The sequence below is a fragment of the [Clostridium] saccharolyticum WM1 genome (assembly GCF_000144625.1).
GTDB classification, from domain to species: Bacteria; Bacillota; Clostridia; order Lachnospirales; family Lachnospiraceae; genus Lacrimispora; species Lacrimispora saccharolytica.
In genome coordinates, this window is sequence record NC_014376.1 from 2,590,414 (window position 1) to 2,611,449 (window position 21,036).

Annotated in this window: 19 protein-coding genes; all 19 read right to left on the reverse strand. The window is 46.6% G+C overall.

Going from position 1 to position 21,036, the window contains the following annotated elements:
* Positions 1-25 precede the first annotated feature (25 nt).
* Positions 26-1,441: an alpha-L-fucosidase gene (locus CLOSA_RS12120; RefSeq protein WP_013273060.1), complete on the reverse strand. Its 1,416-nt coding sequence runs from the start codon at positions 1,439-1,441 to the stop codon at positions 26-28.
* A 14-nt stretch (positions 1,442-1,455) separates the two neighbouring features.
* Complete coding sequence (locus CLOSA_RS12125; protein WP_013273061.1) at positions 1,456-2,631, reverse strand: glycoside hydrolase family 88 protein; 1,176 nt, start codon at positions 2,629-2,631, stop codon at positions 1,456-1,458.
* 125 nt (positions 2,632-2,756) lie between these two features.
* Complete coding sequence (gnpA, locus tag CLOSA_RS12130) at positions 2,757-4,925, reverse strand: 1,3-beta-galactosyl-N-acetylhexosamine phosphorylase (RefSeq protein WP_013273062.1); 2,169 nt, start codon at positions 4,923-4,925, stop codon at positions 2,757-2,759.
* Positions 4,926-4,991: 66 nt separating this feature from the next.
* Positions 4,992-5,825, reverse strand: a complete 834-nt coding sequence (locus CLOSA_RS12135; RefSeq protein WP_013273063.1) for a carbohydrate ABC transporter permease — start codon at positions 5,823-5,825, stop codon at positions 4,992-4,994.
* Between the two features lie 13 nt (positions 5,826-5,838).
* Positions 5,839-6,762 (reverse strand): carbohydrate ABC transporter permease, encoded by a 924-nt coding sequence (locus CLOSA_RS12140; protein ID WP_013273064.1) that lies wholly within the window; start codon positions 6,760-6,762, stop codon positions 5,839-5,841.
* A 118-nt stretch (positions 6,763-6,880) separates the two neighbouring features.
* Entirely contained in the window at positions 6,881-8,794 is a 1,914-nt protein-coding gene (locus tag CLOSA_RS23180) for a sensor histidine kinase (protein WP_013273065.1), read from the reverse strand.
* Positions 8,781-10,418 carry a response regulator transcription factor gene (locus tag CLOSA_RS12150; protein WP_013273066.1) on the reverse strand — a complete coding sequence of 546 codons (1,638 nt, stop codon included), beginning with the start codon at positions 10,416-10,418 and terminating at the stop codon, positions 8,781-8,783. Before CLOSA_RS12150 ends, CLOSA_RS23180 begins: the two co-directional genes overlap by 14 nt.
* 283 nt (positions 10,419-10,701) lie before the next feature.
* Positions 10,702-11,280: a bifunctional adenosylcobinamide kinase/adenosylcobinamide-phosphate guanylyltransferase gene (locus CLOSA_RS12155; protein WP_013273067.1), complete on the reverse strand. Its 579-nt coding sequence runs from the start codon at positions 11,278-11,280 to the stop codon at positions 10,702-10,704.
* On the reverse strand, positions 11,277-12,359 hold the full coding sequence (cobT, locus tag CLOSA_RS12160) for a nicotinate-nucleotide--dimethylbenzimidazole phosphoribosyltransferase (RefSeq protein ID WP_013273068.1): 1,083 nt from the start codon (positions 12,357-12,359) through the stop codon (positions 11,277-11,279). The genes CLOSA_RS12155 and cobT overlap by 4 nt, the downstream gene beginning before the upstream one ends.
* A 29-nt stretch (positions 12,360-12,388) precedes the next feature.
* Complete coding sequence (locus CLOSA_RS12165; RefSeq protein WP_013273069.1) at positions 12,389-13,780, reverse strand: cobyrinate a,c-diamide synthase; 1,392 nt, start codon at positions 13,778-13,780, stop codon at positions 12,389-12,391.
* A complete protein-coding gene (gene cbiT / locus CLOSA_RS23060) occupies positions 13,773-14,345 on the reverse strand; it encodes a precorrin-6Y C5,15-methyltransferase (decarboxylating) subunit CbiT (RefSeq protein WP_041708626.1) in 573 nt (190 codons plus the stop codon). Before cbiT ends, CLOSA_RS12165 begins: the two co-directional genes overlap by 8 nt.
* Complete coding sequence (gene cobK, locus CLOSA_RS12175) at positions 14,335-15,831, reverse strand: precorrin-6A reductase (RefSeq protein ID WP_049791658.1); 1,497 nt, start codon at positions 15,829-15,831, stop codon at positions 14,335-14,337. Before cobK ends, cbiT begins: the two co-directional genes overlap by 11 nt.
* A complete protein-coding gene (cobJ, locus tag CLOSA_RS12180) occupies positions 15,824-16,564 on the reverse strand; it encodes a precorrin-3B C(17)-methyltransferase (RefSeq protein ID WP_013273070.1) in 741 nt (246 codons plus the stop codon). Before cobJ ends, cobK begins: the two co-directional genes overlap by 8 nt.
* Positions 16,561-17,670: a cobalt-precorrin 5A hydrolase gene (locus CLOSA_RS12185; RefSeq protein ID WP_013273071.1), complete on the reverse strand. Its 1,110-nt coding sequence runs from the start codon at positions 17,668-17,670 to the stop codon at positions 16,561-16,563. The genes cobJ and CLOSA_RS12185 overlap by 4 nt, the downstream gene beginning before the upstream one ends.
* Positions 17,667-18,434 carry a precorrin-4 C(11)-methyltransferase gene (gene cobM / locus CLOSA_RS12190; RefSeq protein WP_013273072.1) on the reverse strand — a complete coding sequence of 256 codons (768 nt, stop codon included), beginning with the start codon at positions 18,432-18,434 and terminating at the stop codon, positions 17,667-17,669. Before cobM ends, CLOSA_RS12185 begins: the two co-directional genes overlap by 4 nt.
* A 2-nt stretch (positions 18,435-18,436) precedes the next feature.
* The gene (gene cobI / locus CLOSA_RS12195; protein WP_013273073.1) at positions 18,437-19,114 is read right to left on the reverse strand and encodes a precorrin-2 C(20)-methyltransferase; all 678 of its coding nucleotides are present in this window, start codon (positions 19,112-19,114) and stop codon (positions 18,437-18,439) included.
* A gap of 4 nt (positions 19,115-19,118) precedes the next feature.
* Positions 19,119-20,312, reverse strand: a complete 1,194-nt coding sequence (cbiD, locus tag CLOSA_RS12200) for a cobalt-precorrin-5B (C(1))-methyltransferase CbiD (RefSeq protein ID WP_157669014.1) — start codon at positions 20,310-20,312, stop codon at positions 19,119-19,121.
* A 147-nt stretch (positions 20,313-20,459) separates the two neighbouring features.
* The gene (locus CLOSA_RS12205; protein WP_013273075.1) at positions 20,460-20,681 is read right to left on the reverse strand and encodes a small, acid-soluble spore protein, alpha/beta type; all 222 of its coding nucleotides are present in this window, start codon (positions 20,679-20,681) and stop codon (positions 20,460-20,462) included.
* A 132-nt stretch (positions 20,682-20,813) separates the two neighbouring features.
* The gene (locus tag CLOSA_RS12210) at positions 20,814-21,002 is read right to left on the reverse strand and encodes a PspC domain-containing protein (protein WP_013273076.1); all 189 of its coding nucleotides are present in this window, start codon (positions 21,000-21,002) and stop codon (positions 20,814-20,816) included.
* Positions 21,003-21,036: the final 34 nt, after the last annotated feature.

Genomic DNA, 21,036 nt, shown 5'->3' on the forward strand with positions numbered 1-21,036 from the left:
GGGTATTTTTATCATAAAATCGTTTTTATAATTCATAGATACCAATAAACGAAAGAGTGGGCTCTATCCTTGAGTCTACTATCTGTATCACCAGTGTATCGGTTTCGATCTGGGGAAATCGTGCGATTTTCTTATAACCAACAGTAGTTCCCTGATATATTTTTTTAAGCTTTCCATGATTGATGGATAAAATTTCAAAAGCCTCAATTCTCTGGCTTTTTAGTATGTTTTCTTTTAAAATCACTGCCGAAATCTTTTGAGGAGAATTCCAGGAAATCTTAAATTCTGCCTTAGGGCCGTTTCCATGATAGTAAGTATCATAGTCATCCGTTTGTATACCATGAACAGCCATCCATTCATTAACTCCTTTGACCACAATTTCCGATTGTTCCGCCAAGTTTCTGCCGTATCTTTTTTGTATTTCCAAGCCCAGCTCTTTTAGCCTTTTTACGTCTTCCTTATGAAGCAGTCCTTTGGGCATGGGAGGGATATTTAAAAGCAGGGTAGCATTTCCTCCTACGGATTTTTCGTAAATATCCATCAGATTTTCCAAAGACCGAACCTTATCATCCTCTTCCGGATGGTAAAACCAGCCCGGCCTTATGGATACATCTACCTCTGCAGGATACCAGATTCCATGCTGTTCCTGAGCCAATCGTTCTCTGCTTCCTAAATCCTCTTCCGTACTGCTTATAATCCTCTGCCGGAAAGAAGGGTCATCACTATGCTGGCTGAAAGCAGCCACCCGCTCTGGGAAAGATAAAGCTGCCGGAACAACACTCCATTCGCTGGTACGTGTATCACCTGCCTCATTGCCGCACCAGCGGACATCCGGCCCGCTGACGGATATGCAGGCATTTGGCATATATTTTCGCACTGTGTCATAATAACGCTGCCAGTCATAGACCTGCTTTTTACCATTAGGGCCTTCCCCGCAGGCGCCGTCAAACCATACACTGAAAATATCTCCATATCCGGTCAGAAGTTCAATCAGCTGTGATACGAAATAATCATCATATGGTTTCCCCTGTCCATAGGTTTTCTGATTCCGATCCCAGGGAGAAAGATAAATACCAAATTTCAGACCCGCTTTTTTACAGGCATTCGCTACTTCTTTTACAATATCCCCTTTTCCATTCTCATAAGGGCTGTACTTTACAGAATGTTTTGTGTATTTACTGGGCCATAAGCAAAATCCGTCATGGTGCTTACAGGTAAGGATTGCTCCTTTCATCCCTGCTGCTTTAACAGCCTGTACCCATTGATATGCATCCATTTGATCAGGATTAAATATCTCCGGTGATTCTGTTCCATATCCCCATTCCGTGCCGGTAAACGTATTTACTGTAAAATGAAAAAATGCATAAAATTCTGTCATCTGCAGCATTACCTGCCTGTCAGACGGAACGATTTTAATAAGTCTCTCATCATTAAGTTTCATTTTTACTCTCTTTTCTACCAGTATACTTCCCACTGACCGGTCATCCGTACTAGCGCTTCTGTATAAAAGTAATCCCCCCACTGGGTACATTCATCGACGCCACAATCCGTTACCGTGTTATATGGAGAACTTTTTGCATACGTGGAATGAAGTAAAATTCCGTTGGTGTTATCCCAGGTACGGTATAAACAATGCTGTGTCAATGCCTTTAACAAACGTTTTGCCTGCAGCAAAATATTTTTTGCTTCATCCGGTTCCAGGAACTTTGCCATCTCAAGCATTCCGCAGACTGCGATTGCCCCGGATGAAGAGTCTCTTGGTTCTGTACTGCCATCTGAAAAATCAAAATCCCAGTAAGGTACCAAATCCTTTGGTAAATGCTCCAGAAAACAGGCTGTAATCTTTCTAAAGTGTTCCATGTACACTGGGTCAGGGCAATATTTATAAGCGATTGCCGAGCCATAGATTCCCCATGCCTGGCCCCTGGCCCAAATGGACCCGTCTCTATGCCCTTGTGCCGTTGCTCCGCCAACCGGATTTCCTGTCTCCGGATCAAAATAATAGGTATGATATGTAGAGGAATCTTCACGGACTACATATTTCATGCAGGTTCGAATATGGCGAAGTGCTGCTTCCCGGTATTTGAGTTCCTTTGTTTCCTTTGATGCCCAAAATAACAGCGGCATATTCAAAAGACAATCAATAATCAGCCGGTATTCCTTAGGATCACCCAGTTTTCCCCATGCCTGAAAGAATTCTCCTTTATCCTGAAACCGTCCCATCAGGTTGTCTGCTGCCATCAAGGCAGTTTCTTTTGCCAGCTTGTCGCCGGTAAGTTTATAGGCTGCCACACAGGAGGGTGTGTATAAAAATCCCATATCATGATGATCCACTACAATTCTATGGATCAGGCGGTCCCGGAAGCCTGGTACTTTATAAAGGGCGGCCTCCTTAAAAACCGCCTCCTTTGTCTGTTCATATGCCAGCCATAGCTGTCCGGTCCAAAATCCATTGGTCCAGTCATTGTTTTCTGAAGCAGAATATATCTGATCATTGCTGCTCGCTGCCGGGAAACGATCATAAAATTTTGAAATATTATTTCTGATTTGGGCAACCACATGGTTTAGCGCACTGCGTACTTCGGCTAATGTAATTGCCTCATAAGTTTCAAGTGTTTCCTTTGTCTGCATAATCATGGGCCCTTTCTAATTTTTTAAGCTTGAAAAAAGATTCTTTCAATCTTAATTTGGAAACAATGCTCCCCGGGAAAACGGGGAGCAACTGGATAACAAGCGTATTCTCCTGAGCCATCAGATTACAAAAATGAAAACCACAAAATATCATTTGCCTTTAACTTCATGGAACATTCTTTGCCGTTTCCGTCATAAATCACGGTTTCCTGAGGCTCATACGTGTTGTTTACAATACAATACTTGCCTGTGGCCGGATAATAATTGACTTCAATATTATAATTGCTGCTATACCATTTCTTCATCTCCTGCTCCAAGCCTGCTGCCCAGAAGATTGCCCGGTAAAGCATTCTGGAGTTTTCAAAGGAATAAGGGATTCCGCTGATATATACGCTTCTTCCTTCTCCGAACCGGTTGACGGCCATCTGGACATCCTCCCCGTCCCTTTTTAAGATTTCAGCTTCAGACAGAGCGTAGATATTCTTCATCCCCTCCCCGAAATCAATGGTTTCAGAGGAGTCCTCTGTAATAAAATGGCTGTGCTCTTCCCAGTTGTATTTATCGGTTGACATAGAAAAACCCACTTCTTTGTTAACGCCCAGCACATTTGCCAGAGTAAAATACCTGCCCTGATATTCGCAGGCCGATGGTTCACCCACTCCGATCAATCCGCCTCCCTGGGCCACAAAGGCCTTTACGGCACTGCTGACCTTTGGTTCGGTCCAATAGGAGCCCCCGCTGGGAGCCGTGTAGGCGTCGCCCACATTTATGACTACCTTGCATTTCTTTAATACATCCGGATCTGCGATCACATCTTCAAAGCTGATGAATTCCACGTCAAAAGGCATTCCGCTTAAGGCTTCCAGCACTCCGGCATAGGAATAGGTCTGCTTATAATCAATGGCATGAGCGACCATGTGGGTTCCCCAGGAACGGATCTTTCCCCAGGAATTCAGCACTCCCACCTTGAAATGACTGTACGGGCTTTGTCCTCCCACATTTTCATAAAGAAGGCGGAATTCATTACAGACTTCCTCAATGTACTGGATAAATTCCGGAAATTCCAGGGCTAACTTTAAATAACCGCCGTAGCCGATCCGGTCAACCGGTTTTCTTAAGATGGCACGCCTTGCGGTCACCCAGTTTACCTTTGCTTCCTTTATGGGATCGCCCCCTTCGTGGAACACATCGGGGAAGAAGTAAGGCAGAAAACGGCCTTCCGTATATTTTACTCCCGGAATATCGGAAATCAGACGAAGAGTGGTTCCATTCCCCACACTTCCCACTACCGCATCCAGTCCAACCTGTTTAAAATATTCTCCAAACGGTTCCGTACCGATCCAGTGGTCTCCCAAAAACATCATGGCTTCCTTGCCGTGCTCGTGGCAGATATCCACAAGAACCTTCATAAGCCTGGAAACCTCCCTCTGCTGGAATTCCTGGAAATCACGGAACTCCTTAGAGGGCACCCGGTTGGTGTTGTTATGGTATCCCTGGTCAATGATATATTCCGGGCGGAAGGGGTAACCCACCTCTTTTTCAAACTGTTCTAAAATATAGGGGCTGACACTGGCGCTGTATCCAAACCAGTCGACAAATTTCTCTTTTGCATATTCATTAAATACAAGGGTGAACTGATGAAAGAATGTAGTAAAACGCACCACATTACTGTCCGGATTTTCTTCCATCCAGCGGTTTAACTTTTCGATCACGTACTTCCGGGTCTTTGGCTGGCGCACATCAAAGGTGATCTGATGTTCCACATCCTGCCAGTCGTTGGTAATGAAATTATACATATGGACCGGATCCCAGATTATGAAGGCCAGAAAGCTTACGGTATAATCGTGATAACGCTTGGGAAGGGAAATGACGACCTCCTGGGTGCTTTCCTCATATTCCCATTCATTGGCTGCCAGAGGTTCCCCTGTGGTGCGGTCCACCACCTCCCACCAGCGCTTGATGTCATGAATGGTATTAGGCTTTAACTGCTCCTTGTATAAATGCTTCATCAAAGGAATGCGAAGCCCGCCCTCATCCATTGCCGTATAAAATTCCGTCATCAAATATACCTGCTGGACTTCATCCGGGTTGGCCATAGCCCAATCGTTGTCCTTTCTGGTGGTATAATAGGTGGAGTAGATTTTAACGGGCATTTTCTTTAGCTCCTTTGGCATATCTGTCCCATCACAATCCCGCAGGGCATCGGCCCCCCACCGCCTGGCAATCTCCTTTGTCTCCTGTATCATATCCACATCCGTGGGAACAGTGACTCTTCCGGTAAGTTTTCTTTCCATCTTATATCCCCTTTCTATTTCATCTTTTTTCATTTCAAAGGCATATATGCCCCTTATATTTCATGATCAGCCCTTCACACCGGAGGAAGCAACACCTTCGATGAAAAACTTCTGGCAGAACAGGAAGGCAATCAGAATGGGCAGCAATACAGCCGTTGCCGCAGCCATCTGACTTCCGTAATCCTGGATTAAGCCGGAGGAAAAGAGCTTCACTCCAACGGACAGCATCTGCTTATCCATGGTTGATATGTACAGATACGGACCCATGTAATCGTTCCAGGACCAGGTAAAGGAAAACAGGGCCATGGTTGCAATGGCCGGTTTGGCCAATGGGAAAATAATTTTCCAATAAATACGGAAATGGCCGCAGCCATCAATTTTTGCCGCTTCACTTAAGGAGTCCGGAATGGAAACGAAGGACTGACGAAGCAGGAATACAAAATACACATCAACACAGCTTGGCAGGATTAAGGACCACATGGTATCCAGGATGTGCAGATTTTTAAAGATCATATATCTGGGTATGATCATAATATCGCTGGGGATCATCATGGCTGACAGCAGAACAAGAAAGATTGCGTCTTTTCCCTTAAATTTGATTCTTGCAAAACCATATGCCGTAAAGCTTACAAAAAATATCTTAATCACAATGGTAAGAGCCGTCATGATTACGGTATTGAAATACCATTTCTGGAAGTTATAAATGCCGTTTGTGAATAATGCCTCAAAGTTCATCAGGGTGGGGTTTTCCGGAATCAAATGCCATGGAAATTTCATAACTTCTCCGCTGACCTTAAAGGAAGAGGAGATCATGAACAGGAACGGAAAATTAGATGCCAGCCCAATCAACAGGATAAAAACCGTAAGTGCTATCTTAAAACTTTTCTTTTTGCTTGTCATTGATCATTCCTCCCTAATAATTAACCCATTTTTTCTGTCCGCGCCATTGGATAAGCGTTACGATCATGACCAGTACGAACATGATGAAAGCCATTGCACTTGCCAGACTTGTTTCATATTTTGTAAATGCAGTACGGACAATATTTACGGACATAACGGTGGTTGCCTGTCCCGGACCTCCCTCAGTAAGGGCCTGTATGCAGGTAAAGTTCTGGAAGGAACCGATAATGGAGCTGATTACCAGGAAAAAGGTGGTGGGAGAAATCATTGGTATGATGATATTGCGGATCCGCTGCCATTTTGTTGCCCCGTCAATCTGCGCCGCTTCCAGCAGCTCAGAGGGCACCTCCTGCAGCGCTCCAAGATAGACCACCATGTTAAGGCCAACGCCTTTCCATACGGAAATCATAGCTACCGTGGGAAGAGCCAGCTTTAAGTTCAGTAAAAGCAGCGGCGGGTCAAACCCCATATTTCTTAAGGCCACGATTATGGGACTGTTATTTCCAAGCAGCACCTTAAAAATTACAGCCACAGCCACCATATTGGATACGTAAGGCATAAATACCAGGGAACGCATGGCTTTTTTCATATAGACCCCGTTGTTCAGCATAAATGCCAATGCAAATCCAAGAATCATAATAAGGGGTACATATACCAGGGAATATTGAAAGGTTCTTATGAGAGAACCCATGATCTCCTTGTTGGTGAATACTTTTATAAAGTTTTGAAATCCTACAAATTTAAGGTTGTCCAGCCTGGTAATATATTTCATGTTTAAAAATGACATCACAATTGCAATAACAAAAGGAATGCCTGTGAAAACAGTGAAAAAAATCAGGTAGGGCGAAATAAACAGCCACCCATACCTGTTTTCCTTTTTCTGGGCTATGGATGTTTTTTCTTTTGTTTTTAATACTGGTGTTTTTCCCTTGTTCATGGGCCTGCCTCCGATTTTTATTTTAGAAAGAAAGGCTCTTTGGAATATCTCCTTTCTCTTACTTCTATTCTAACGGATTTTTTCCCGATAAACATAGGCCGATTTTTGTATTTGTTGGTTATTTTCGCTTTTTCCCGTTTAAAGCAGTGGACTTACTTGATTCGCTCATATTGCCGTGTTCATCCATGTCTTCCCGGGTAATTCTGGGAATCCTTATGACGGTCAGGGTTCCTGTATCCTTTTTGCTGAAGATGGAAACTGCCCGGTCCACACCAAAATACAGCTTGATTCTGGCTTCAATGCTGTGCAGCCCGATGCCGGTGCTTCGTCTGTTCTGCTCTTCCTCATCCTTACTGGTTTTCCCAAAACGGATCTGATCCCGGACTTCCTTTAATTTCTCCCTGTCCATGCCGCGGCCATTATCCATGATTTTTATCATGACCCACCCTCCTTTTTCCTTCACCGTAAGACGGATCATCATGGGATGCTTTAAGCCTGTCATTCCATACAGGAAGGAGTTTTCCACTGCGGGCTGCAAAATTATTTTTAAGGAATACAGTTCATGGATCTGCCGCATATCTGTCATAAGATCGAATTCAAAATCTTCCTTATAACGGTTTTTCTGGATCTTTACGTAAGCCATAAGATGCTCGATCTCATGTTCCATTGGAACGATCACCTGTCCCCCGCTTATGGATAAACGGTACATCCGCCCAAGGGATGCGGCCGTCCGCCCAATGTCCGGCCGTCCTGCCTCATTGGACATCCACACAATGTTTTCCAGGGTATTATAAAGAAAATGGGGATTAATCTGGCTCATGAGCACTTCCAGCTCCAGCTCCTTTTTCTTCCTGTCGGACTGCAGGCCTTCAATAATGTGGGTATTGATCCGTTCCAGCATGGAATTGTAATAACGGATCATATCTCCCACTTCATTTTTCTGCTTTACCTCAACATAGGCATTTAGGTTTCCTCCATACACCTCCTTCATGGAGGCATTCAGCTTCCCAATGGGATCCATGAAGCTTTTATACAAATAAAAGATCATCAAGGTACATAGGCCCACACACGCCACCATGACCAGGAAGATCCTGTAGTACAACACATCCACTTCCTTTGTCACTGATTTTACCGGGACCACCATGACGATCTTCCAGTCATTGACGTCAGAGGACTTTACCTGGATCATCTGATTTCCCAAAGCCTCCCAACCTTCGTTTAAATCTCCTGTCTGTTCCAGGATCACTGCCTTTAGCTTCTCTGAAAGCTCTCCTGACTCCACCGCCTTTTCATTGCTTGAAGAAATCAGACTTCCATTCTCTGAGATTACATAAATATCCCCGGGAATGGATTCTGCCAGTTCCCTGTACTGTTCATATATATCCTGCTCTTTTAAGGCAAAAAGCTGTACATACTCATATCTGGCCTTTTCCCAGGAGTAGATCCTCCGGATGCCCATGACAGCCTTTCTTTCCCTGACCTTTGCAGGCCGGTCGCTGAGAAGGAAATTGTCCTGGAGGGAAAACCAGCGGAATTTCATCAAAAGATCCGGATCTTCTATGTTCATGGCCCTCAGTCTCCTGATTACCTCTTCTGTGTCGTTATTTGGATCCAGAAAATTGAATAATTCGCCCTTATAGGTGTATATGGCGCTGATCCTCTCCCGCTGGTTTAAAATATCATAAGCTCCGAATATGTTGCTGTAAATCTTGACAATGTCAAGCTTTTTATACAACTGTTCCTGAGGAGAATATTCCTTTTCAATGTATTTTTTCAGCTGGTCATTGGCCGCAAAATTGTCGGAAACACTGTAAATGTCCTGAAGCTTGGCATCGATTTTATTGGCAATATCTGTGATCCGGCTCTGGGTCGTGCGCATATACTCCTGCTTCATGACCTTTCGTGTATGCCAGAACAGTGTGGTGATGATCACCATGACAGGGATCAGCACCTGCAGAATTCCATACAGCATTCTGCGCTTTAATCCGATATTCCTTTTCTTTGCCTGCCCTTTTTTCTTATTCATTGTCATTGTCTTTTTCCCCGCTTCCGCCTTCCGGCTGAAGGATGTTCCGGTACTCTTTCGGACTTATCCCATACTTTTTCTTAAACAGCTTAATGTAGTTGGATACGTCTGCCCAGCCCAATTCCTGGGATATTTCATAGATCTTCCGCCCAGGGTCTGCAAGAAGCTCCCTGCTCTTTTCCAGCCTCTTTGTAATGATGTAATCACTGAAGTTGCAGCCGAATTCATTTTTAAAAATTTTGGAAATATAGGCGGAATTCTTATGCACCTTTGCCCCTACATATTCCAGAGATATCTGGTTGGAATCATATTCCTCGTCAACGATCTCCTTAATTTTCTGGGCAAGGCTGCTCTGGCTCCTCCATTCTCCCCTCATGCCCGCCATTTCTCTGGATACCTCCCGCAGGATCCGGGATAGAAATTCCTTCTTCTCCTTCAGGCTTTTTAAGGAATAAATGCCGGTATAGGTACAATCCAGCTTTTTCATCACCTTCTCCAGCCGGACACCGTAGCGGAGCAAGGCCCTTGATAGATTGAACAGCAGTTCTAGGCCTAGGCGGTTGATATAATCATAATCCAGAATCATCTTTCCCTTAAATTCAGAAAAAATGCCATCCAAAATATCCTCCGCCTTATTTTCCTCCTGTTCCATAATTTCCTTTAAAATCTGGCCCGTATCAAAGGAAACTGCGTAATAATCAAAATCTGCCTCCTGTATTTCCTTATAAGTCATAACCAGGTTCTTGCCTTCGCTGTATATCTTCTGACTGACACAGCATTTGGCCTGTTCATAGCATTGGGGCAGCATCTGGAAATCTGTATAAAAGTTGCTGATACCGGCATAAATGGATATGCCGCTTTCTCCTAAAACTGACTCTGCCATCTGCTTTGCATAGGAATACAGCTCCTCTTCCAGGGGTTCCACTCCAGTACTTAAGATGCCGGTTATTTTCTCCTCGAAGTTCCAGATATAGGTACCGTTAATTCCATCCTTTGAGGCCCTTTCATTCAGTATCTTCTCTACCTTCATCTGGTCCTGGTAAAAGGCGTTCTTATCTTTCGTACCTGGGACTTCCAGATGGATCATCACCACTCCGTACCATTTTTCCCCCTGGCGGAAGAATTCTTCCTCCATCTCTTCCTCATGATAACCGTAACCCTTGATCAGGGCATTGTATTTCCTTCTAAGCTTTAAGCTTTTGCTCTCTTCATAGGATGACTTTAATTCTCTTTCCTCTAATTCCTTTTTCCCTTCCTCATCAAGGCGCTCTTTTATTTTCCGGAAGGTCACCTCAAATTCATCAAGGTCCGTAGGCTTTAAGAGATATTCCATGACCCGGTTTTTAATGGACATCTGCAAATATTCAAAATCATTATATCCGCTTAAAATGATGATCTTGATTTCCGGATAATGCTGGTTTAAATGCTGCATCAGTTCTACTCCATCCATTTCCGGCATCCGGATATCGGAAAGCACCACATGTGGCTTGTCCTTTTTTATCTGTTCCAGCGCTTCTATTCCATTGCTGCAGACGCCGCTTATGACAAACCCCCATTTTTCCCATTCAATGCTGTTTGCGATCCCATATGCGATCGATTTTTCATCCTCAACCACCAACAGTTTATACATCTCTTACCTCCATCCCGCCATATTATATAACAAACTCCCTTATCTACTCAAGCCTCTTTTCTATTTGCATGCCGAATCAAAAGCTTTATGCGCTCTAGGCCCGTCTGATGCCTTTGTGTCCGCTGGAATGAAATAGATAATGCAGACTTAGAAAGGGCTTTTACACGCAGGGAAGGCGTCCTAAAAACAATTCTCTCCTGCAAAGTCCATGTGGAAAACCTGCATGATCAATGCCTGCTGCAACGCTTGGAGTCGAATGTTATTTTTAAGACGCCCTTTTATCCTACATCCTGTATCTTTCATGGAGATCTCCGGCCTTTTTCACGGTAACCGGGATTCCTGCCACCACTTCTATTACTGCATGGGAAATCTCTGCAATTCTCCGGTTGATTTCCCCAAGTGCCTTCCGGTAGGCCCTGGTTTCCTGGTTGTAGCTGTCCCCATCGGAAAAAACCTCATTTGTCACAATGAATAAATGCCCGGCCGTTTCTTCTATTTTCCTGACCCCTGTCAGGATCTCCTCCACGGCCAAGGCCCCCTCCAAAGGCCGGGTCTCTCCTTCTTCTCCCAAGCCAAAAAGCTCATTAGAAACCAGATTGGACATGCATTCTAAAAGAACTGTTGACGGCTGGATTCTGCTGATGTCCAGTTTAAGCCCCTTAAGACCCCGGTAGCATTCGACGGTTTCAAACTGCTTTTTAGCTCTCATCTGTCTGTGCCGCTCGATCCTGCGTCTGCATTCCTCATCCCAGGGTTTCATGGTGGCAATGTAGATCCGTCTTCCCTCTCCCAGGCTCATAACCAGGCTTTCCGCATATTCTGATTTTCCGCTTCCGCTTCCTCCCACAATCAAAGTGATCATGATCCGCCTCCCATTGGTTTATATGCTTCAATCTTTATTTCTTCAAAGGAGCTCATCTTTGTATAAACACTGACAGCCATGTCAAGAAGGGGAATCGCAGACACTGCCCCTGTTCCCTCACCCAGACACATGCCTGCCTGTATGAGAGGTGCCAGCTCCAGCTGGTCAAGGAGCAGCCTGCCTGCAGGCTCTGCGGACACATGGGAAGCCAGCATATAGTTGCGGCAGCCCGGATAAATCCGGTCCGCCGCAAGGGCTGCCGCTGCCGAAATAAACCCGTCCACCAGCACCGGTATCCGGTAAATGGCTCCGCCTAAAAACACGCCTGTAAGCCCTGCCAGATCAAAGCCTCCCACGCAGGCAAGAACATCTATGGTATCCCGGCATGCCGGACCATATGTATCCACTGCCTTCTTAATGACTCCAAGCTTTCTCCTTAAGCCCTCATCATTTAATCCAGCCCCTCTTCCTGTCAGAACTTCCGGTGCTTTCTTTAACAGTAAGGAAGCAACTGCGCTGCTGGTGGTGGTATTTCCGATTCCCATTTCTCCGGTTGCAATCAGATGATAGCCTGCTTCCGCCAGTTCCTTGACCAGTCTGATACCTGTTTCTATGGACTGCACTGCCTCTTCCCGCTTCATGGCAGGCTCCCTGTGGAAATTTTTCGTTCCGTAAGCGGTCTTTCTGGTAATCAGGGGATGTCGAACACCGGAAACCAAATCCCTGGCAACCCCTATATCCACAGGAAATACCTCCACTCCGGCCCGGTCCGCCATGATGCAGACGCAGCTTTCTCCTTTTGTCATGTTCTCCGCTACAAGGGCTGTTACCTCCCTGCCGGTCTGGGTGACCCCTTCCTCCACGATCCCATTGTCCGAACACAGGATGACAAGCGCCCGCTTGTCCAGCTCCACCCTTGAAGTTTCCATGATTCCTGCCATCTTTACTATGTCATTTTCCAGGACACCTAAGCTGTTAAGCGGCTTTGCCACCTGTGACCACCGTTTGCGGGCCATCTCCATGGAGACAGCCTCAAGAGGCCGTATCTGTAACAGATATTCCCTAAGTTCTTCATTCATCCTTTAAAACCTTTCCAAGCCAAAGTTTTTTAGTTCTCTTCTGCCTTCCTTACCCTCCTGCATGCTTCCACAAAACGCTTTGGCAGGACAGGGTTGGAGGGATAATAAAAATGGGGGAAGCCTGCCAGCAGATTCCCTTCTCCATGAACGCATTCCCAGCGTTTTCCTCCTCCTGGTTTTATTGCCACCATACAGGCTCCGTTATCCGTACTTTCCCAATAGTGGAACTCATGCCCCCGGATGGATTCTCCTTTTTTAAAAAATAAGGTATCCTCTTTGGAAAATACCTCAATATAGCCAAACCGCTGCAGCCGTGACCCTGGAACTGCCTTTCCATGTATGATGCCTGCCATGGAAAAGGTTTCATGATCCTTTGTCTCCAGTTCCTCATGCAGGTAGAGGAAGCCTCCGCACTCGGCCAGTAAGGGAAGGGAATGTTCTGAAGCCCTTCTTATCTCCCGGAGCATGGATTCATTCTCCGACAGCTCCCTGCCATAAAGCTCCGGATAACCTCCGCCAAGCAAAAGGCCGCTGATGCCGGAAGGAAGCCTCTTATCCCGGATAGGGCTAAAGGGAATAAGCCTTGCCCCCATTTCTTCAAGAAGCTTTAAATTTTCCTGATAGTAAAAGGAAAAGGCTTCATCCAGGGCCATTCCTATAAGCACTTCCTCCCCCCTGACCATGGGGAAATCCAGTTTTTTTAAAATTTTTTTCGAAAGTGGCAGCGGATTTACATCCTGAGCCAGTTTCAAAAGCCCGTCTACATCAATGGTGGTTTCCAGCTTCATGGCCAGACTTTGAAGCTTGTCTTTCAGGCCTTTTAATTCTCCCGGAAGCACCAGGCCTAAGTGACGGCTGCCAAAAGCCCCTTCCTCGCATTCCGGAAAAAATCCGTAAACGTGCACTCCCAATTCTTCCATCACAGGCGTCAGCCGGTCTGCCATAAGCTGGGATGTCCGGTTTAAGATCACGCCTTTTATATGGCTGTTTTCCTTGTATTCTAAAAAACCTTTCACTACCGGAGCCAGGGACAGGCTGGCTCCTTTGCAGTCCAGAATAAGGACGACCGGCGTATCCAGGACGCATGCCACCTCATAAGAGCTGGCATGCGTGGTATCTCCCCCCACTCCGTCATAATACCCCATGACGCCTTCGATGACGGAGATACCGGCTTCCCATGCCTGGTCTGTAAACTGCTCCCTGACCCTCTCATTATCCAGGAAAAAAGTATCAAGATTTCCTCCGTCAATGCCAAGCACCTGTTTATGAAACATGGGATCAATGTAATCCGGACCGCACTTAAAGGACCGGCAGGACAGCTTTCTTAACTGAAATGCATTTAAGAGACCGCAGGTCAGCATGGTCTTCCCGCTTCCGCTTTTAGGGGCCGCAAGCATCAGTCTGGGATAAGAATTATTCAAATATATTCCTCCTTTTCCCTCCAAAGGAGACTACATAAACAGGATTTTGTCCCATCATTAGATGATAGTCTCCCGCTTTCCTTCCTTTGGATATTTGAACCTGGACGATTTCAGCCGTGACGGAATGACCCTTTAACCAGGAGACAACTTCAGCCAGAGATTCCAGAGCTATTGTATTGATTACGATTCTGGCCTCGGGATTCTTTTTTAAAACCAGGGAAAGCACCTTATCCATGGAACCGGAGGTTCCCCCGATAAATACGTGGGAAGGAGCTTCAAGAGAGGACAATGCTTCAGGGGCTTCCCCTTCAACGATTTCCATGCATTCTGCTGCAAATTTTTCCTTATTGGCCCTCATAAGAGCTATTGCTTCCGACTTCTTTTCAATGGCGTAGACCCTGCCCCCGGCAAGATACCGGGAGGCTTCTATGGACACTGAGCCGGTTCCGGCTCCTATGTCATACAGGACTGAATCCTGATCCAGTTCCAGTTTTGATAGGGACACGGCCCGGACTTCGCTTTTCGTCATGGGCACTTCTCCACGGATAAACAGTTCATCTCTCATAAATTGCCTCCTGATCAGCCAGACAGCCTTGTCTTTCCATCAATACAGCCGACAGCAGATCAAATTTCTGACCCACCAGCTCATCCGGCGTTCCGGTGGTTATCCGTTCATCCGGATAGGAAAGCCGTTCTCCTACGGACAGCCTTACTTGGCAAAGCCCATGATCCATAAGGGTAGTGCACAGGCTGGTTACCGTATTCGTTCCATCCAGCAAAGCAAATACCCTGGAATGAAGACCCAGCTCCGTGATTATATCACAGGTCCTGCCATGCAGGCTTACAAGTCTTACATCCTCCCAGCCGGTTTTCAGTCTGGAGCATAAATAGGAAACCGATGATATTCCCGGTATAATCTCCGTTTCATACTTCTGGCCCTTCAGTTCCCCTGCCAGTGATTCCGCCATCTTTTTTGCGCCGCTGTAAAAGCCTGTATCACCGGAATACAGGATCCCGATCCTGTTAAACTCCTGATGCTCCTCAAGCCAGGGAAGGATATCCCTGCTGGTGTAAAAGGGTTTCTTTACGGCATGGGGAATTCGTGAAGAAATACCGGAGAGCATCCGCTCTGCGCCAAAAACCACATCGCATTTTTCCAGTTCCCTCCAGGCCCTGATGGTCATCTGATCCTCTCCGCCCATTCCGGTTCCTATTAAAAATACCTTTCTTCTTTCAGGCTGCCGCAGTCCGGGAAAGGCCGGCTGGAGGTCGCCCCGTTCTTTCGAAAGGGCTAAAAGCTTCTTTGCTTTTAAGACCGTGATTCCTTCTTCCTTTGCCGGACGCCCGATGACAATTGACATGATTCCGCATTCCGCTGCTGCTTCCATCTTTTCCGGAAAGCCGCCTGCACTTCCGGCCTCCTTTGTCACAAGACACCGAATTCCATACTGCCTAATCATGGCCCGGTTCATTTCCGAGGTAAAAGGGCCCTGCATGGCAATTAAGTTCTTTCCCTTAAATCCCATCTGCTCACAGGCGGAGATTACGGACAGGGTGGGGAGCACTCTGGCATACACCCGTTCTTCCCAGGAATCAAGACCGGTGAATGCAGATAGCTCCTTGCTCCCCGTTGTGACTAAAATGTTTCCAGGTATACTGTGTAAGGCCAGAACAGCTTCCTTGAGATCACCGACCCACAGGATATTTCCCGCCTTTTGATCCACCGGTCCCGGTCCCTGGGAAGACTCCCTTATGACCCTCTTTAAGGAGACTCCTGTCCGTTCACAAGCGAAGCGTATGTTCTCACTTACCAGGGCAGCATAAGGGTGCGTGGCGTCAAATACAAGGGTAATGCCTTTCTGTTTGATAAAATCTTCCATTTCATTGGACGTCATGGGGCTTTCATGAATACGAAGATACCTGCTTTCCGGAAGAACCTCCCTTCCGTATCCGGTAGCAACGCTGACCCATGCGTAAATCTCCTTTTGATGACAGAACTCCGCCAGTATCCGGCCCTCCGAAGTACCGCCAAAAATCAGAACCCTACACATTTTTATAACCTCTTGGTGTAACCATTCTTCCGTTAAGAAGTTTTGTCATTGAATTTCCTATAAATACGGTGGAAAACATATCTGCCTGGGCATCCCTTAACTGCTCCAGGGTCATGACTGCCATCTCCTCTTCTTTCCTGCCAATGTTTTTAACAAGGCCGCATACTGTTTCCTGTCTTTTATACTCCATAAGGATCTCACAGGCCCGCTTCAAATAACCGGCCCTTTTTTTACTGGAAGGATTGTAGAGGCAGATGACCATATCCGCCTGAGCAGAAGCCCTGAGCCTTTCTTCGATTAATTCCATCGGGGTCAGAAGGTCACTCAGACTGATCACTGCAAAGTCATGGCCAAGAGGGGCGCCTAACATGGCTCCCCCGCTTAAGGCCGCAGTCACTCCCGGAATGATCTCGATCTCCACCCCTTCCTCTGACCGTGCCATCTCTAGGATCAGACCGCTCATGCCATAAACGCCTGAATCTCCGCTGCATACCATGGCTGCTATCTTTCCCTTTTTCGCCTGGTCAATGGCCAGGCGGCACCGTTCCTGCTCTCTGCGCATAGGCGTGGAAAGCATCTCCTTATGAGGAAAATGCTCCCTGATTAAGTCCACATAGACGGTATACCCTATAATGATTTCACTTTCTTCCAGCGCCTTTGCCGCCCTTACCGTCATATCCTCATAGGAACCCGGACCAATTCCTACTACATAAAGCTTTCCTGACTTTATCATCCTTTGCCTCCTAATGAATCGAGGTTGAATATAGTTTTTCTTTCCAATGCCATCTTCCAATCCAGGACAGCCACGGCTGCCGTCACTCCCTCCGCCGCCTTTTTTCCTGCCAGGAGCCTGCCGCCTCCCAGGGCCTTTACACAGGCAAGGGCCGCCCGTTCGCATACGTTATCCACTCCTGTAATCTGCTTCACAAAGGATGAGGAAGAAAATTCTCCTTCTGTTTCCTCAAGAACCCTGGCGGGATAGGTATAAAACGGGACATCCTTTGCAGCAGCAAATTGGCAGATGCCCTCTTCTTCTTTCTTGATATCAATGCTGGCACAGGCAGCCATGCCTTCAGGGGACAGGTTCCATTCCCTGAAAAGAAGGTCCACGACCCTTTCTATGGTTTCAGCCGAGACCCCTTTTCTGCATCCGATTCCCACCACCAGGACCTTTGGAACCAGCCTTAAGGAATTCCTGAGGACCTCTTTCTCTGCCTTTTCTTTCATGGTGATCCAGAGATTTATCCGGAACACTTTCCCTGATACAAGCCCGTCAGGCAGCTTTCCTGAAAACGGAAAGTCACAATGAAATCCTATCTTTTCTCCCTTAAGGCTGGCAGCGGAAATCTCCTTTATCTTCTTTAATTCCGTGATAACCAGCCCCTGTTCCCTGGCAAAAAGGTCCACTGCAAATCTGCCGTGATTATCTGTAGCTGTGGTAATAACCGCCTGGCCGCCTGCAATCCCTGCCAGCCGCATTGCCAGATCATTGGCCCCTCCTAAGTGGCCTGATAAAAGAGAAATGGAAAATCTGCCCCTATCGTCCATGACCACCACAGCCGGGTCCTCTGCCTTGCTCCTTAAAAAGGGGGCTATAGCCCGAACAGCGATGCCTGCGGCTCCTATGAACACGATCCCTTCCTTCTGGGAGAACTGTTCCCTTGTCCACTGGGAAAGGGAAGTGGAAACAGGGATCATAAGATCCCCCCCAGGGCAGGATTTTAGAATGGATTCCGGACCATATCCCTCACAAGGCTGACCGGTTTTTAATAATTCCTGTAATAGTTTGATACAAAGCCCTGCTCCCGCCTCTGTAAAGCAAATGATGGAAAGCCTCATTCTTTATCCCCCGTTCCTTTCCGGTATTCGGTTGTAAAAACCGGATCATAAAGCCTGGAGCGCTCATAACCGTTCTGGGCCACTGCATTGCCAACAAGGATCAGGGCCGTCTTTTTTATATTTTCTCTTTTAGCACTGGCATTTAAGCTTTCCACCGTGCAGATTACGGTTTTTTCCTCTTCCCAGGTGGCCTTATAGACGATGGCGGCAGGAGTATCGGGCCGATAACCTCCTTTTATCAATTCCTCTGTCAGTTCGTTTAGCATTCCCGTACTTAAAAAGATCACCATAGTGGCTTGATGGGCTGCAAAGGAAGCGATGGATTCCCGCTCCGGTACAGGCGTCCTGCCTGCCATTCTGGTGATGATCACACTTTGGGTTACATTGGGCAGGGTATATTCCATCCTTAGTGCAGAGGCGGCGCCGCAAAAAGAACTGACTCCCGGACATACGTCAAAAGGGATCTTTTTTTTCTCCATCGCATCCATCTGTTCCCGTATTGCTCCGTAAATACTGGGATCACCGGTATGCAGCCTTACCGTGGTCTTTTTTTCCTGCTCCGCCGCTTCTATAAGGGCAATCACTTCCTCAAGGGTCATTTTGGCGCTGTCATAAACCTGACAGCCGGACTTTCTATACTCCAATAGAGCTGGATTAACCAAAGAGCCTGCATAAATGATCACATCCGCCCGATTAATCAGCTCCCTGCCTCTAACAGTAATTAAGTCCGTCGCTCCAGGACCTGCTCCTACAATATGTACCATAATTACCTCACAATCACCAAAGAATAATAGCCGGCATCCTCCGGAATCTCCTCCAAAGTACCATAGATCCGTTCATCCGGCATTCCGCAGTTTTCCACCATCACGGCACTGGCACCGTATTTTCTCAGTTCTTCTTTAACCGCCCCCATTTGCCTGCCAGCCTTCATAAGCACTTTCACTCCTGAAAGCTTCAGGGCATCCTTTATCTGGTAAGATGCCGGAATGATGTGAAGTTCCTCCGCCCCTGATACCAGGGGGATCCCAAGTCTTGCCGCCACGGCACAAAAGGATGGTATCCCGCTTTCCAGACGGGTGGCATAACCTTCCTTCCAAAGCCGTTCCCAAAGATAGGTAAAGGTAGAATAAATGCTTACATCCCCAAGGGTGATAAATCCCACATCCTCTCCCTTGTCCAGATATTCCATCACCGCACTTGCCGCTTTTTCATGACTTTTCTTAAGTTCATTTTCATCCTTTGTCATAGGCATATGCAGATGGAGGCATATCTTTTCCTCTATTTCCGGCACTGCCTGCCTGGCAATTTGATATGCCGTACACTGTGCTTTATTTTTATGGGGAATTGCAATGACTTTTAAATCCCTGATTCTTTTTACTGCCTTTAATGTCATAAGTTCCGGGTCTCCCGGCCCTACTCCAATCCCGTACATGATTCCAGCCATTGTCTTATACCTCCTGTTCAATTCCTTCGGCCCCTGGCCGGGAAAACAGCCTGATAAGCTCCATCGCTCCACGGCTCATTCCCAGTATACCGTACATTGCGGAAAATGTCACCACCTCCACCTCTGCCCCTTCTGACCATAGAGTCATGTGTTTTTGGATCCGGTTCATTACCTCTCCCATAACAGGCTCTAAAATCCCATGGTCCTTTAGGATTCCGGCGGCCTCTTCCATGGTATTGGCTGTTAAAATTTTATGTTTGATGCCTTCCTTTTCCACTGAAAAAGGAGCGGTACAGTCCCAAAGAATTTCCATTCGGCGGTCCCCATATTGGGAATGGGTATTGGGTACACCTCCGGCCACTTTGATCAGCTTCCCTATATGGCCAGCAAACAGGATCCTGCGGAATCCTTCCTTACCTGCCGTTTTTAAGGCTTCCCTTATAAAATTGCTGCAGGTTACTCCATCCTTTAAGGAAAGGCCAAGGGTCTCCCGGATAAAGGCTTCCCCGTAATTTCCAGGCACAAGGATTACCTGTTTCATGCCTGCCACAGCTTTTATGTGCAATTCCAGTTGTATGGTGGCAATCAGCGCATCTTCACTCATGGGCTTTACAATTCCTGTTGTTCCCAGAATGGAAAGCCCTCCCTGGATTCCCAGCCTGGAATTAAAGGTTTTTTCCGCCAATGATTTTCCTTCCGGCATCCAGATGGTAATTGTTAATGAGCCTTGAAAGCCTGCTTCCCTTCTTGCCTCCTCCACGCCTCCAAATATCATGTCCCGGGGGACAGGATTAATGGCCGGCATGCCTGGAGGACAGGACAAGCCCGGCTTTGTCACCCAGCCGATCCCTTCACCGGCTTTGAGATAAAGGGGACCTTTTCCCTCCTGCCCTTTCAGTTGGTAAATCCCCTGTGCCTGTCTCTCTTTCTTACCGTCCGTATATTGAACAGACGCAAATACCATAGCCTGGTGGGTCACATCCGGATCATCTCCTGCATCCTTTTTAACGGCACATGATGCCTCACTCCGTTTTATGTCAACATGAAAAAGAGGAAGATCCGCCGACCTTCCTTTTGGCATCATAAGATTCATATGTTGTAATTCACGCCCGGTAAACAGCATGACCGCCGCTGCCTTGGCAGCAACAGCGGCACAGGTTCCTGTGGTGTATCCGCATCTTAATTCCTGTTTCTCCATCTTCCTGCATCTTTCCTGCCTATGGGATTCTGGCATAAAAGGACACCTGAAAGGCTCTCCTCTTTGAAGTACATTATAAAAGATTTTTTCTTATGGTGCAAGATAAATCCCTGACATTTCCTTTTCACAGCCACAGGCACCGGGAACCTATGCTTCCTCTTCCGCTGACAGAGCCTCTTTCTTCATTTCCCTTTTTCTTTTCGTGATCAGACCCCCGATCCGTCCGCTTTCCTTCGCGCTCAGACTGCGCCAGCCATCCTTTATTACCTTATCACCAAGGCCAAGCTCTGTGGCAATTTCGAATTTAAGTACATCCTCAGGCTTCATATTGCGAGGATCAAATGGTTCGTTTTTCTTTCCCTTTGACATATATTAACATCTCCTTTTCTTAAATCTAAAGAGAGTATGCCCGCTGGCAGAAGAATTAAACGTAAACTTTTTCCAGTGTTTACAAAGAAAAGGCAGGACCGGATGGCCTGCCTTTTCTTTATCATACCCTTTTTATCTTCTGGGAATGATGATCGCTGCAATAAAGTAAGCTAAGATACCTGTGCCTGTGCAGGCCAATACTGCCCATAAAAGCCGGATAAGGGTAGAATCCACATTAAAATATTCTGCAATTCCGCCGCATACACCGCAAAGCATTTTGTCCGAATCAGAACGGTATAATTTCTTTTGATTATCTTCCATTTTTGTATCTCCTCTCTGTCCTTTGATCTGTTTA